Annotated in this window: 12 protein-coding genes; 5 read left to right on the top strand and 7 right to left on the bottom strand. The window is 70.3% G+C overall.

What is annotated here, in order from left to right; translation table 11 throughout:
• The first annotated feature begins 71 nt into the window (after positions 1-71).
• From QOL88_RS24475 to QOL88_RS24460, 4 genes are all read left to right on the top strand, one after another.
• Entirely contained in the window at positions 72-3,560 is a 3,489-nt protein-coding gene (locus tag QOL88_RS24475; RefSeq protein ID WP_097219521.1) for a DNRLRE domain-containing protein, read from the top strand.
• A 368-nt stretch (positions 3,561-3,928) separates the two neighbouring features.
• On the top strand, positions 3,929-4,336 hold the full coding sequence (locus tag QOL88_RS24470; RefSeq protein WP_097219519.1) for a hypothetical protein: 408 nt from the start codon (positions 3,929-3,931) through the stop codon (positions 4,334-4,336).
• A gap of 15 nt (positions 4,337-4,351) precedes the next feature.
• Complete coding sequence (locus tag QOL88_RS24465; RefSeq protein WP_097219517.1) at positions 4,352-4,891, top strand: thiol-disulfide oxidoreductase DCC family protein; 540 nt, start codon at positions 4,352-4,354, stop codon at positions 4,889-4,891.
• A 32-nt stretch (positions 4,892-4,923) separates the two neighbouring features.
• Positions 4,924-5,670 (top strand): TetR/AcrR family transcriptional regulator, encoded by a 747-nt coding sequence (locus QOL88_RS24460; protein ID WP_031107867.1) that lies wholly within the window; start codon positions 4,924-4,926, stop codon positions 5,668-5,670.
• A gap of 4 nt (positions 5,671-5,674) precedes the next feature.
• Here QOL88_RS24460 and QOL88_RS24455 read toward each other — a convergent pair whose 3' ends face one another.
• The 3 genes from QOL88_RS24455 to QOL88_RS24445 form a co-directional block, all read right to left on the bottom strand.
• Positions 5,675-7,228 carry an ABC transporter substrate-binding protein gene (locus QOL88_RS24455; protein ID WP_097219514.1) on the bottom strand — a complete coding sequence of 518 codons (1,554 nt, stop codon included), beginning with the start codon at positions 7,226-7,228 and terminating at the stop codon, positions 5,675-5,677.
• Positions 7,229-7,417: 189 nt separating this feature from the next.
• Positions 7,418-8,923: a metallophosphoesterase gene (locus QOL88_RS24450; protein WP_097219512.1), complete on the bottom strand. Its 1,506-nt coding sequence runs from the start codon at positions 8,921-8,923 to the stop codon at positions 7,418-7,420.
• Positions 8,924-8,946: 23 nt separating this feature from the next.
• A complete protein-coding gene (locus QOL88_RS24445) occupies positions 8,947-9,186 on the bottom strand; it encodes an SCO4848 family membrane protein (protein ID WP_097219510.1) in 240 nt (79 codons plus the stop codon).
• Positions 9,187-9,358: 172 nt separating this feature from the next.
• Between QOL88_RS24445 and QOL88_RS24440 the strand changes: the two genes are divergently transcribed.
• A complete protein-coding gene (locus QOL88_RS24440; RefSeq protein WP_097219508.1) occupies positions 9,359-10,666 on the top strand; it encodes a D-alanyl-D-alanine carboxypeptidase family protein in 1,308 nt (435 codons plus the stop codon).
• Here the strand turns inward: QOL88_RS24440 and QOL88_RS24435 are convergent.
• The 4 genes from QOL88_RS24435 to QOL88_RS24420 form a co-directional block, all read right to left on the bottom strand.
• Positions 10,614-11,531, bottom strand: a complete 918-nt coding sequence (locus QOL88_RS24435) for a YihY/virulence factor BrkB family protein (protein WP_179878946.1) — start codon at positions 11,529-11,531, stop codon at positions 10,614-10,616. The genes QOL88_RS24440 and QOL88_RS24435 overlap by 53 nt on opposite strands.
• Positions 11,519-11,923: a GtrA family protein gene (locus QOL88_RS24430; protein ID WP_097223163.1), complete on the bottom strand. Its 405-nt coding sequence runs from the start codon at positions 11,921-11,923 to the stop codon at positions 11,519-11,521. The genes QOL88_RS24435 and QOL88_RS24430 overlap by 13 nt, the downstream gene beginning before the upstream one ends.
• 83 nt (positions 11,924-12,006) lie before the next feature.
• Positions 12,007-12,951 carry a decaprenyl-phosphate phosphoribosyltransferase gene (locus tag QOL88_RS24425; RefSeq protein WP_097219505.1) on the bottom strand — a complete coding sequence of 315 codons (945 nt, stop codon included), beginning with the start codon at positions 12,949-12,951 and terminating at the stop codon, positions 12,007-12,009.
• The gene (locus QOL88_RS24420; RefSeq protein WP_097219503.1) at positions 12,944-13,465 is read right to left on the bottom strand and encodes a phosphatase PAP2 family protein; all 522 of its coding nucleotides are present in this window, start codon (positions 13,463-13,465) and stop codon (positions 12,944-12,946) included. The genes QOL88_RS24425 and QOL88_RS24420 overlap by 8 nt, the downstream gene beginning before the upstream one ends.
• Positions 13,466-13,560: the final 95 nt, after the last annotated feature.

Below are 13,560 nucleotides of genomic sequence, written 5' to 3'. Positions count from 1 at the left end.
CGGCTCGCCCGGCCGCGCTCATTCGCACGCCGGATTCCAGGGGGAACTACGGGGGAAGGGGAACCCGCCCGATGACGCGCAACTGGCGCCTGAGGCCCGGCCGTCGAGGCGGTGTGGCACTGCTCGCCACCGCAGTCGCCACCACCGGCATCGTCTACGCCGGACTACGGCTGGACGGCGGTCCCGAGCAGGACGGACGGGACCGCGCATCGGGCGCGAGCACCGTCACGGAGGTCACGGCCCTCAGTCAGGCAGCACGCACTGGCAATCCCGTGGAGGTGACGGCCGAGCGCACCGCCCACTCCACCACATGGGCCCGCCCTGACGGCCAGATGGCCAAGCAGCTGTACTCCGCGCCCATCCGAGCCAAGGTGGGCGGCGAATGGAAGAAGATCGATGCGGGTCTGCGCCGTACGGGGGCCGGGTGGGAGCCGAAGGCCACGAACACCCGCATGATCTTCTCGCCTGGTTCCGCGGGCCAGGCTGAGCAGCGGGCATCCCGCTCCACGGTGCGCCGTGTGTCTCTGCTGAGGCAGGCCGCCACGGACGTCACCGAGAACCCTCTGGTCACCCTGTATGTCGGCGGCAGTGGCGAGTACAAGATCCAGCTCACGTGGCCCGGCCCCGTCCCGACGCCGATCATCGACGGCAACCGCGCGCTGTACCCGGAGATCTTCCCCGGCGGGGACCTCGTACTCACCGCCGATGACGACGGATTCGGCCAGCTGGTGGTCCTGAAGAACCGTCAAGCCGCATCCGATCCACACGTCCAGCAACTGGTGTACGGACTGCACTCCGCTCAGCTCTCCTTCCGCCTCGACCCGGTGACCGGGATCGTCAGCGCCGAGAACGCCGACGACGAAGAGGTTGCGATGTCGCCCACCCCCCTGATGTGGGACAGCAGTGGGCAGCCGGCCGTCACCGACGGCAGCGTCGGCGCGACGGCTCAGCCGAGCGAGCCGGAGTCCCCCGGACCGACGGACTCGGGGGGATTCCCCGACGACATTCCGACTCCGACGCCTGAAGAGGACGCCGTCGAGTCCGACGAACAGAGCGACACCGACGTGGAGGTACTGCCCTCAGCGAGCGACGGTTCTGTTCCCGAACCCTCCGGGTCGCCGCTGCCTTCCGCCCCGGCAGAGACGACACCGGGACCTTCGCCTTCAGGAGCCGCCGCGACTCTGGGCCTGGCCTCGCTGGAAGGGCCCTCTCCTGACTCACGGGGTGAGCTCGTCGAAGCCGACCTGTCCACGGGACAGTGGACGCTCACACCGGACAAGGACTTCCTCGCCGACCCGGCCACCACCTATCCGGTCTTCATCGACCCGTCCGTCAAAAAGCAGATCCAGAACTGGACCACTGCCTACAACCGCCACCCCAACGCCACGTTCTACAACGGCAAGGGCTTCAACAAGGGTGGTACGCACGAGGCCCGTGTCGGCTTCGAGTCCGACACGTGGGGCACCTCCCGGTCGTTCTTCAACATGTACTTCGACAAGGATCTGAAGGGCACGAAGATCACCAAGGCCACGCTGCGCGTCCTGGAGACCTACTCCTGGTCCTGCAGCGCCCGCTCGATGAGCGTGCACCTCACCGGCGAGATCGACTCCCACACGAACTGGAAGAACGCCCCCAAGCTGCACGACGGCAACAAGCTGGCGAGCAAGAGCTTCGCTCACGGCTACAAGTCCGGTTGCCGGGACGCCTTCGAAGGCTTCGACGTGAGGAAGGGCGCGCAGAAGGCAGCCGACCGGGGGGACGACACCATCACCTTCGGCTTGCGTGCACGCGACGAGAACTCGCAGTACGCATGGAAGAAGTTCCAGGCCAACGGCGAGTACCCACCCATCCTCGAGCTGATTTACAACCGCCGGCCATCGATCGTCTCCAACTCGCTGGACATCGGACCGGACGGCAAGTGCACCACCACCAAACCGTACGTCCGCATGGGCTCCGGGGCTCTGACCTTCACCGCCAAGGGCACGGACAAGGACAAGAACCTGGACTACCTCGACTTCGACCTGTGGCCGACCGGGCAATGGGACTCCGCCGGCGATCTGCTCGGCTCGACCGGGAAGGTGTCCGTCGGAGGTGACACCGGGACGGCCCTGCGGTCGACGAAGGAGTTCTCCACCAGCAAACTCAAGAACGGAACCACCTACTCCTGGCGGGTCCGGGCGATCGACGATGCCGGTACGACGTCGTCGTACTATCCGGTCAAGACACCCTGCCGGTTCGTGCTGGACACGTCCGCGCCTCGGCCGCCCGTGGTCACTTCCACCGACTACCCCAATGCGGACGGCAGCCAGAACGGATTCGGCAATGACGCCGAGGACGCCAACTGGTCGGGCAAGAAGTTCGGCACCCCCGGTTCGTTCACCGTGCGTGCCCTGAACAGTGACGTCGTACGCTATGAGTACGGATTCAACTCGGCCACGTACACCGGCAGCATCGGCCGGACCAACGGCGCGGCGACGAGCGTGAGCGCCTCTGTTTCCGGAGCCAAACCGCCGGCTGCCGGGCCCAACGTCCTCTACGTTCGAACCGTCGACAGTGCGGGCAACCAGTCGGATCCCACCAAGTACTTCTTCTACGTCTCGCCACGGGATCAGGCAGACAGCCCCGGCGACTTCACCGGAGACAAGCTGCCCGATCTCATGGTCGTGACCGAGGGCGGCAATCTGGCCATGTACCCGTCCCAGGCCGACAAGGACGATCTGGCCAAGGGCACCGGTGACCTGGATTACTCGATGGCGGGCGCCTATCGGTCGAACCCCGACAAGGACCCCAACGGCGACGACCTGCCTCCGTATGTCGCGGCACCGTCAGGGCACTTCAAGGGAGCCCTGATCACCCACAACGGTGACATCTACGGCGGCGACGGCCTTCAGGACCTCGTCGTGCGCCTGTCCGGCAAGCTCTGGGTCTACCCAGGGGACGGCTACGGTGCGGTCAACATCGACCGGCGTCAGGAGATCCTGCTGCCCGAAGGGGCACCCAGCCCTGCCGACTTCACCCAGATCGTCTGCGCGGGCGACGTCACGGGAGACGGTCGCCCCGACTTCTTCGCCACAGTGCGCAACGGTGCAGGCACCGACGACGAACTCTGGGCCCTGTCCGGCTACCACGGCGCGACGGTGGACCAAGCCGTCCGCCTCAACTCCTCCGTCTGGAAGGAGCGCGACCTGGTCGTCACCCAGGACGTTTCCGGCGACGGCGTGACCGACCTCGTCTACCGCTCGGACGTCTCCGGAAAGTTGTGGCTCCGCAAGGGCATCGCCGCATCCGGTGGCGGAGTCAATCTCAGCTCACTGGCGACAGCGGCGGACTCCTCCGGCGGTGAGGACAACGAGTACGGCGCATCCGGCTGGGCGAGCAGCGCCAAGCCCCATCTGATGGGCACGCCAAGCGCCAACGGCGACACTGTTCCCGACATCTGGGCCGTTCTTGCCGATGGATCCGTGCGATTCCATGCGGGCGGCAAGGCCGCGCTCAGCGGCTCGGGCACGGAGGTCATCGCCCGGGCCGACTACTGGAAGACCCGTATCGGTATCGGGTGACGTCGCTGTGTCATGAGCCGGGGTCGACTTCTCAGAAGTCGACCCCGTTCCTCGTTCACAGCTTGCCCTGACGGTCCCCCACCAGCACCAGCCGGCCGTTCCCCGCGAAGGCCCGCTCGATGTCCAGGGCCATCTGGGTCCCGGGGTCGATCCGGCGGGGGGATGCGCAGCGCGTAGCCGTTCAAGAGGCGCTCGGTGTCCTCGGGCTGCACGAACCACTGTGGAGACCTCGCGTCACGACTCCCATGCCGAGGACCGTGCGAGACGTCACCGACCATCATCGCGCAGACCCGTGTTGAACATGTTCAAAAGTAGGTCTACAGTCATCCTCGACAGCGTTTTGAACGTGTTCAAGAAGGGGTGGAGCCATGGACCGCACGGTCATCGCCTACGTCATCTACCTGCTGGTCAGCATCGGGCTGACCATCTGGGTGGCCCGCACGCTCAGCAAGAACGGCAGGGTCTTCCTCGCCGACGTGCTGCACGGCAACGAGAAGCTCGCCGACGCCGTCAACCACCTCCTGGTGGTCGGCTTCTACCTCGTGAACCTCGGGTTCGTCGCGCTGTACCTGAGCGACGACGAGACGATCACCGACGCACGCGGCATCTTCGAGGCCCTGTCGACCAAGCTCGGCGTGGTGCTGCTGGTGCTGGGCGTGATGCACCTGGCCAACGTCTACGTGCTCAACCGGATCCGGCGCCGGGGCGCCATGGAGCGGGAGCAGGTGCCCCCGGTGCCGCCGCAGGGCTGGGTGGCCCCGCAGGCGCGGGCCTGAGCGGAGGAGGCCCACGTGAACGCCACCAGCACGACCGCGACCGGCAAGAACGCCCCCGCACCGGTCCGCCGGCTCACCGTCCTGTACGACGCCGAGTGCTCCCTGTGCGCGTTCCTGCGCGACTGGCTCCTGCGGCAGCCCCAGTTGGTGCCTCTGGAGCCGGTCCCGGCCGCCTCCGAGGAGGCACGGCGGCGCTTTCCCGGCCTCGACCACGGCGCCACCCTCGACGAGATCACCGTCGTCGGCGACGCCGGGCAGGTCTACCGGGGCCCGGCCGCCTGGGTGGTCACCCTGTGGGCGCTGCGCGAACACCGGCCGCTCGCCCACCGGCTGAGCACCCCGTCCGGCGCCCTGCTGGCCAAGGGCGCGGTGCTCGCCGCCGCCAAGTGGCGCGGGGCGCAGGCGCACCGGGGGCAGCGCGGCGGCGCGCGGTGGGGCGGCGCACAGTGGGGCGGCCAGGTGTACCGGCGCGCGGACGGCTGGTCGTACGACCCCGGCAGCGGCTGGAGCTACACCGCGCCCGGCTGCGCCGACGGCACCTGCGCCCCTCGGTAGCCGCACCCGTGCTGACGTTAGGCTCTCTTTCCGTGCCCGCGAAGAACGACGGCCCCGACGACGGCGCCACCCCCACCAAGTCCGAGCAGACCCGCGCCCTGATCCTGGAGACGGCCATGCGGCTGTTCCAGGAGCGCGGCTACGACAAGACGACGATGCGGGCCATCGCCAAGGAGGCAGGGGTCTCCGTCGGCAACGCGTACTACTACTTCGCGGGCAAGGAGCACCTGATCCAGGGCTTCTACGACCGGATCGCCGCCGAGCACCAGGTGGCGGTCCGGGAGATCCTGGACCGGGAGCGCGACCTGGAGACCCGTCTCGCGGGGGTGCTGCGGGCCTGGCTGGACATCGCCGCGCCCTACCACGAGTTCGCGGTGCAGTTCTTCAAGAACGCCGCCGACCCGGACAGCCCGCTCAGCCCCTTCTCGCCCGAGTCGGAGCACGCGCGTGAGGAGGCCATCAGCGTCCACCGGGAGGTGCTCGCCGGGGCCACGAAGACGAAGGTGCCCGAGGAACTGCGGGACATCCTCCCCGAGTTGATGTGGCTGTCCCAGATGGGGCTGGTCCTGTACTGGATCTTCGACCGTACCGAGGGGCGCGAGCGCAGCTACCGGCTGGCCGAGCGCGGCGCCCGGCTCACCGCGCGGGGCGTCGCCCTGGCCCGCTTCCGGGTGCTGCGGCCGCTCGTGCGCGAGGTGCACGAGCTGTTCACGGAGTTCCTGCCGGGGATGACGAACGCCATCCCCGATCCGGCGGCCCGGCGGCGCTCCGACTCCTGACGCGTCAGAGGCCGGTGAGTCTCCACAGGCGGAACACGCCCGTGCCGTCCGACAGGTACTGGCCGCCGCCGACGTCCTCGGTGGTGACGACGTACTCCTTGGCCTGCCACAGCGGCAGCACCGGGACGTCCTCGGCGACGGTCTGCTGCACCGCGCGGAAGTCCTGGTCGGCCTCGGTCCGCTCGGCGAAGCGCCGGCTGTCCTTGATGAGCCGGTCGACGGTCTTGCTCCTGTAGCCGGTGTTCATGGCGCTGCCGGTGCCGACGAGGGCGGCGCCGAAGGTGTCCGGGTCGGGGAAGTCGGCGACCCAGCCGACGGCGTACGCGTCGAGCTTGCCGCTCGCCCACTGCTTCTGGAAGGCGGTCCACTCGTAGCCCTGGAGGGTGACCTTGAACAGACCGCTCGCCTCCAGTTCCTTCTTGATCTCGGCCGCCTCCTGCTCACCGGCGCCGCGGCCCTTGGCGTAGCCGTAGGTGAAGTGCACGGGCAGGCTGACGCCGGCCCGGGTGAGCAGGTGCCGGGCCTCCTTCGGGTCCGGTTTCGGGTAGTCGTCGAAGAAGGAGGCGGTGTGCCCGGTGAGGCCCGCCGGGATCAAGGAGTACAGCGGGTCGACGGTGCCGTCGTAGACGGTGGCGGCCAGCTGCTCGCGGTCGATCAGCCAGGCCATGGCCTGCCGGATCCTGGGGTCGTGCAGCGGCTTGCCCGCGCGGGTGTCGAAGTACAGGTTCCGGGTCTCGGAGCCGTCCGCCTCGTAGACGCGCTGGCTCGGGTCGCTCGGGTTGAGTCCGGCGAGGACGCCGGGCGGCAGCTGGTCGGTCGCGACGTCGACCTGCTTGTCCTTCCAGGCGGTGTCCAGGGCGTCGGGGGTCGCGTAGTAGCGCAGGTCGACGGGCCGGCCCGCGCCGCTGACGGCACCCCGGTAGTGCTGGTTGGGCGCGAGGACCGCCTCGTGGTCCTTCTCGTACGAGGTGAGGGTGTACGGGCCCGTGCCGTCGACGCCGGCGTCCGTGCGCAGCTCGCCGGCCGGGTACGCGGTGTGGTCGACGATCGAGCCGGCGCCGGTGGCCACCTTGAAGGGGAACGTCGCGTCCGGCGAGGTCAGGTGGAAGGTGACCGTCATGCCGGCGGCGTCCACGGAGCCCAGCGTGCCGAGCAGGGAGGCCGGGCCGACGGGGGCCTTGATCTTCAGGATCCGGTCGAAGGAGTACTTCACGTCCTCGGCGTCCATCGCCCGGCCGCTCGGGAAGGTGAGGCCGTCGCGCAGCTCGCAGCGGTACGTGGTGAGGTCGCCGTGCGCGAACGCGCAGCTCTTCGCCGCGTCCGGCACGGGGGCGGTGCCGCCCGGCGCGAACGTCAGCAGCGACTGGAAGACGTTGCTGAACAGCGCCCAGGAGCCCGCGTCGTAGGCACCGGCCGGGTCGAGCGAGGTGACGCCGTCCGTCGTGCCGACCGTGATGGTCTCCCCGTCGCCCTTCGACGGCAGGAACTGCCAGGCGCCCACGCCCGCGGCGGCCAGGACCAGCAGCCCCGCGAGTATCCGTATGCGAACCGATCGCATCGGCTTTGCCCTCCCCAGGCCCCTGAAGGCCCTTGTGCGTGTGCCGCACCCCTTTGCGGCGGGCTCACACAATCACAGGATTTCGAGCAGAGGGAAGGGAGATCTGACGAGTTGGGAAAGAACTTACCGATGGGAACCGATGGGTGATTCGGTCCGGTTTCACAGCGGTCTCACAGGGTGTGCGGGCCGTCAGGCCTGCTTCGAAGCGAGCTCGATGACGGTGATGTCCGAGGGTGCGCCGACGCGGGTGGGCGGGCCCCAGGCGCCGGCGCCGCGCGAGACGTAGAGCTGGGTGTCGCCGTAGCGGTCGAGGCCCGCGAGGGTGGGGTTGGCACCGGAGGCGATGAGGTTGCCCGGCCAGAGCTGGCCGCCGTGGGTGTGGCCGGAGAGCTGGAGGTCGACGCCGTGCTCGACGGCGTCGTGGATCTGGACGGGCTGGTGGGCGAGCAGCACGCACGCGCGTGCGGTGTCGCGGTCGCCGAGCGCCTTCGCGAAGTCCGGGCCCTGGCCCTCGTCCTCGCCGGCGACGTCGTTGACTCCGGCCAGGTCGAAGTACGGCATCTCCCTGCGGGCGTTCTCCAGGGGGTCGATGCCCAGGCGGCGGACCTCCTCGACCCACTGCTCGGCGCCGGAGAAGTACTCGTGGTTGCCGGTGACGAAATATGAGCCGTGACGGGCCTTCAGCTGGGCGAGGGGGGCGGCCGCCGGGCCGAGGTCCTTCACACTGCCGTCGACCAGGTCGCCGACGACCGCGATCAGGTCGGGCTGGGTCGCGTTGATCGTGTCGACGACCTTCTGCGCGAAGCCGCGTCCCAGGACCGGGCCGAGGTGCACGTCGCTGACCACGGCGATCCGGTACCCGTGCGCGGCCCGCGGCAGCTTGGCCAGCGGCACGGTGACCCGCTTGACCTCCGGCCCGCGCAGCACGCCGTACGTCCCGTACCCCACGGTCCCGACGGCGGCGGCCGCGGCGGCCCCGGCGACGACCCGGGAGACGAAGAGACGGCGGGTGGGGGCGGCGGGGGTGGCCGTGCCGGTCGGGTTCGCGGGGGCAGGGGACTCCGGGGAGCCCGCGGAGGGCGCGTCCGGGCCGGGACCGTTCGGCAGGTGGGAGGTGGTGGCCGAGGCGCCGCGGTCGGGCTGCGAGGCGGCTGCGGGTGCCGTCCCGGGAGCGGGCGCGTGAGGCGCGCCGCCACTTGACCGGGTGCCCGCCGCCGTTGCGGGCACAGCGGTCGGCGCACCGGAATCGCCCGCCTGTGAGCCTGCCGCGGAGCCGGGGCCCGCAACACCGTCCCCCTTCGGCGCGGCCGTGGAGGTACCGGCGCCGTCGTTCCCCCCTGCCCCGGCCAGGGGGCCCTGGTCCGTTCGTCTCGCACGGTGTTCCAGGAAGCGGCGCAGGAGCGGGCGGACGATCTCACCGGCCAGCACCGCCAGCAGCAGGTATATCGACAGGGCCAGCCACAGGAAGCCCGGCCAGGCGAGGACCTGCTGGAGCCGGAAGGGGGCACCGGAGCGCTCGGCGACCAGGGCCGCGATCGCCAGGACCCAGCCGCCGGCGATCAGGACCGCGCCCGCGCGGCGGACGAGGCCCGGGCCGCGGGTCGTGTCGCGGAACAGCCGTCGCCACACGTACCAGTTGGCCGTCACGACGACGGCCAGGACCAGGACGGCGACGAGTACGAAAACGATGATCACGGTGCCGTTTCTCCCGATCGCCGCTATGACGTCCGGCGCAGAGCGCGCAGACCACGCAACCCGATGACCCCGACGGCCGTCCCCAATACGAAGGAAACGACGGCGAGCAGCAGGTGCACCCAGAAGTAGGCCGTGGGATCACCGTCGTCGAAGGCGAGTCCGCTGCTGTCCTTGACGAGGTTTTTGACGAAAGTGATCCAGATGACCCAGCTCCACACCCCGAAGGCGAGCAGGAACCAGGAGACGGGGCGGCTGAGCTTCACAAAATCAGACCTTTCATCACAACGCCGGGCTCCCGGGGGCGGCCGGGGGTCCGGGGGTTGTCCCCCGGACGAGCACGGCATGGGACCAGTATCGCCAGCCCGTGTCCGGTTCCGTCCCCGGGGTGGGGCCGGAGAGGGGACTTCACCCCGTACGGCATGTACGTTTCCGACCGTGCCCGCTCAGAAGAAGACCACCAGGCGATCCCTGCTGGTCACCTCCGCCGTCCTGTCGTCCCTCGCCCTGGCCGCGCCCGTCGCCGTCGCCGCGCCGAAGCCCTCGGACAGCCCGTCGGCCAGTGCGAGCCCCTCGGCCACTCCCCCGGCGTCGATGTCGAGCGTGGGCGGTGCCCGGCTCGGCAGGCCGGGGACGCAGGTGAACCTGGCGAGCGGCGTACCGGTGCTGCCGAAGGACGTGAGCGCCCGCTCCTGGATCGTCGCCGACGCCGAATCCGGTGACGTGCTGGCCGCGCACAACGCGCACTGGCGCCTCGCCCCCGCCAGCACGCTGAAGATGCTGTTCGCGGACACACTGCTGCCGAAGTTCCCGAGCGACACCAAGCACAAGGTCGTGCCCGCGGACCTGGCCGGCATCGGCGCGGGCTCCAGCATGGTCGGGATAAAGGAGGAGGAGACGTACACGGTCCACGACCTGTGGCTGGGCGTCTTCCTGCGCTCCGGCAACGACGCCGTGCACGTGCTGTCCGCCATGAACGGGGGCGTCGAGAACACCGTCAAGGCGATGAACGAGCACGCCGAGGAGCTCCAGGCCCTGGACACGCACGTCGTCAGCCCGGACGGCTACGACGCCGAGGGGCAGGTCTCCTCGGCGTACGACCTGACGCTGTTCGCCCGCTCCGGGATGCAGAAGAAGGACTTCCGCGAGTACGCCTCGACGGTCCGCGCCAAGTTCCCCGGGCAGACCAAGAAGGGCAAGAAGGGCAAGAAGGCCCGCGAGTCCTTCGAGATCCAGAACACCAACCGGCTGCTGGCCGGTGACTCCGACGTGCCCGTCTACCAGGGCATCGCGGGCGTCAAGAACGGCAACACCACCAACGCGGGCGCCACCTTCACCGGCGTCGCCGAGCGCGGCGGCAAGGTGCTGCTGGTGACGGTGATGAACCCGGAGAAGCCCGAGCACAACGAGGTCTACAAGGAGACGGCCCGGTTGTTCGACTGGGGCTTCAAGGCGGCCGGGAAGGTGCAGCCGGTGGGTGAGCTGGTGCCGCCCAAGGGCGCCGAGGAGGCCAAGCCGGGCGCGAACCCCTCCGGCGAGGCGGGCGGCTCCGGGGACGGCGGCAGCGGCACGGCCGGTACCGGTTCGAAGCCGGTGTCCAGCGCCCCGGCCGCGGACGGCTCCAGCGGCGTCTGGACCGCACTCGGCATCACGGGCGGGGTGCTGGTGCTGCTCGCGGGCGGCGCGTTCCTGGTCAACCGCCGTTGGCCGCTGCCGGATCTGGTGCGCCGCCGCACTCGTCCCTGATCTCGGGGACTTCGTCCTCCTTGCTCTGCGTCGCCGTCCAGGCGGCGCAGAACAGCACCAGCTTCGAGGTGAAGTTGATCCACAGCAGCAGCGCGACGGGCACCCCGAACGCGCCGTACATGCTCTTCGCGGCCACACCCTGCAGATAGCCGCTGAGCAGCAGCTTCAGCAGTTCGAAGCCGATCGCGCCGGTCAGCGCCGCGACGAACAGGCGGTGGCGCGTCGGTTCGACGCCGGGCAGCAGGGTGAGGACGTAGAGCAGGAGCAGGAAGTTCGCGAGGACGGCGATCAGGATCGCGGCGATGTGCAGCAGGACTCCGCCCCAGCCGCCCTCGTCGATGCCGAGCTGCCGGGTGACCCAGCCGATCATCGCGGAGGCGACGGCGGAGGCGGCGATGGTGACGAGGAGGGCGCCGCCGAGGCCGACCAGGACGCCGGCGTCCTTGGCGTAGCGCAGGAGCGGGTTCTCCTCCTCGTCGGGCAGCTCCCACACGGCGCGCAGGCACTCGCGCATCGAGCCGGCCCAGCTGATGCCGGTGAAGAGCAGCAGCGCGCCCGCGATGAGACCGATCGTGCCGGCGTTGTCCACCAGGCCGGCGATGTCCAGCTGGTCGGAGATGCCGGGGACCTGCTCGGCGAGCTTGTCCCGCAGTCTCTCCTCCTGCTCCGTGCTGAGCGTGGCCGCGGCGATGGTGGCGGACACCGTCAGCAGCGGGAACAGCGCGACGAAACTCCTGAAGGTCATCGCGGCGGCCAGCCGAGGCCACTTCACGCGGTCGAGCCGCTCGTACGACCGCCACGCGTGGGTGATCATCAGCCGCTCCGACCACGGCCCGATCACCGGGAGCCTTTTCAGCCAGTCCATGATCCGACTCTGCCCTCCGCCCGGAACACCCATGTACGGGTACCCCAGAACCGCAGGACTGTGGCCAGCGCCATACCGACGACCGCGCCCGAGACGGTGTCCGCGCGCTGCGAGGTGAGGCCGAGGCCGTAGTGGCTGACGGCCAGGCAGAGCAGTTGTACGGCGGCTCCGGCGAGGTTCACCGCGAAGAACACGGCGTAGGGGCGCAGGCCCGGTGCGCGCGCGGTCCGGTAGGGGCCGAGGGCGTTGCCCGCGTAGGCGACCGTGCAGGCGGCCAGGAAGGACAGGGACTTGGCGGTGAGCGGGTCGAGTCCGGCGGGGCCGCGCAGACCGGTGAACAGGGCCAGGTCGACGGCGTAGGCGAGGAGACCGGCGGTGGCGAAGCCGATCAGTTCCCGGCGGCACGGGACGCCGGGGCCCGTCGGAGTCGGCGCCGCCCGCCCGGGGGGCCTCGGGCCGCGCCACGCGCGTGTGGTCACCAATTCGCCACGGCCAGGCCGTACATCGCCATCCAGACCACGCCGATGAGTGCGAGGGCGCGGTCGCGCAGGACGACGTCCTCGGGTTCGCCGGCCGTGCCGCGGTCGGCGAACACGGCGTATCTGAGGATCGCCAGGATGAAGGCGACCATGGACAGTTGGCGCCAGGGCAGGACGCTGGTGTGCGGGACGCCGCCCTCTTCCATGGCCCACAGGCAGTAGCCGAGGACGGCGACACCGGCCGCGAGCTGCCAGACGAAGCGGAGGTAGCCGGTGGTGTACTCGGTGAGCAACGCCCGTGTGGCGCCCGCCTTTCCGGCCATCTGGACGGCTTCCGAGTAGCGCTTGGCCGACACCATGAACAGCGCGCCGAAGCCGGTGGTGATCAGGAACCAGCGGGACAGCGGGATGCCGAGGGCGAGTCCGCCGATCATGGCCCGCATCAGGAAGCCGGTCGTGACGACGGCGAGGTCGACCACGAGGACGTGCTTGAGGCTGATGCAGTAGGCCAGTTGCATGGCGAGGTAGGCCGTCAGCAGGGCGGCGACGGCGGGCCCGCACAGCCAGGCCGCGGCGGCGGGCGCGAGGACGCCGAGGCAGCCGCCGACGGCGTAGGCGACGGGTACGGGGACCTGTCCGGCGGCGACGGGGCGGTGCCGTTTGGCGGGGTGGGCGCGGTCGGCGTCGGCGTCGCGGGCGTCGTTGACGAGGTAGACGGCGGCGGCGCAGGCGGTGAAGAGGACGAAGACGAGGGCGAGTTGGGCCAGGGCGTGCCGGGAGAACAGCTCGCCGGCGGCGGCCGGGGCGGCGACCACGAGGACGTTCTTGACCCACTGCTTGGGGCGCGCGGTCCTGAGGAGACCCGCCAGGAGGCCCCCCTTGCCGGGTGGTGCGGACCGCTCCTCGTGGGTGCGCTGCCGCAGGACGGCCGTCTCAGTCATGGTGGGCGCCTCCCCGCATCCAGCGGGCGCCGAGCCGGGCCGTGAGGGCACCGAGGGCCGCTCCGGCGGCCACGTCGGAGGGGTAGTGGACGCCGACCACGAGGCGCGAGACGCACACGGCGGCGGCGAGCGGCGGGACCGCGTGTGCGCCCAGGGCGCCGAAGGCGACGGCGGCCGCCGCCGCGGAGGTGGCGTGCGAGCTGGGGAAGGAGTGCCGGCCGGCGGTGCGCACCAGAGGCACGACGTGCGCCGGGCGCGGTCGGCGCACGACCCGCTTCACCCCCATGCTGATCAGATGCGCCCCCGCGGTCAGTGCGGTGCCGCGCAGCCAGGCGCCGCGCCTCCTGCCGTCCACGGCGGCTCCGGCGAGCCCCGCAGCCAGCCACAGCGCCGCGTGCTCCCCCGCCCAGGACAGGGCACGGGCGGCGCCTGCCACGCGCGGGTCGGTGCCGCATGCCCTGAGCGCCGAAACGATCCGGTGGTCCATGTCGTGCAGGTCGTCGAGGTCGTCCATGTGGACTCACTGTTCACGCCCATCAGGCCTGAACTCCGGCAATATTGAGCGACATCCCATTAATCACCCATTTCGGGGAGGGATGCCATGTTCCC

Origin of the sequence: Streptomyces sp. Ag82_O1-12 (genome assembly GCF_900182715.1) — a bacterium.
Classification (GTDB): Bacteria; Actinomycetota; Actinomycetes; order Streptomycetales; family Streptomycetaceae; genus Streptomyces; species Streptomyces massasporeus.
Note: the sequence above shows the minus strand (reverse complement) of the source record. Positions and strands in the feature narration are given on the sequence as shown.

Excerpts from the sequence above, each read along its gene's own strand:
- QOL88_RS24470 (WP_097219519.1), top strand. The coding sequence starts at position 3,929 with ATGGACCGCACGGTCATCGCCTACGTCATCTACCTGCTGGTCAGCATC.
- QOL88_RS24435 (WP_179878946.1), bottom strand. The coding sequence starts at position 11,531 with ATGGACTGGCTGAAAAGGCTCCCGGTGATCGGGCCGTGGTCGGAGCGG.
- QOL88_RS24420 (WP_097219503.1), bottom strand. The coding sequence starts at position 13,465 with ATGGACGACCTCGACGACCTGCACGACATGGACCACCGGATCGTTTCG.
- QOL88_RS24425 (WP_097219505.1), bottom strand. The coding sequence starts at position 12,951 with ATGACTGAGACGGCCGTCCTGCGGCAGCGCACCCACGAGGAGCGGTCC.
- QOL88_RS24475 (WP_097219521.1), top strand. The coding sequence starts at position 72 with ATGACGCGCAACTGGCGCCTGAGGCCCGGCCGTCGAGGCGGTGTGGCA.
- QOL88_RS24455 (WP_097219514.1), bottom strand. The coding sequence starts at position 7,228 with ATGCGATCGGTTCGCATACGGATACTCGCGGGGCTGCTGGTCCTGGCC.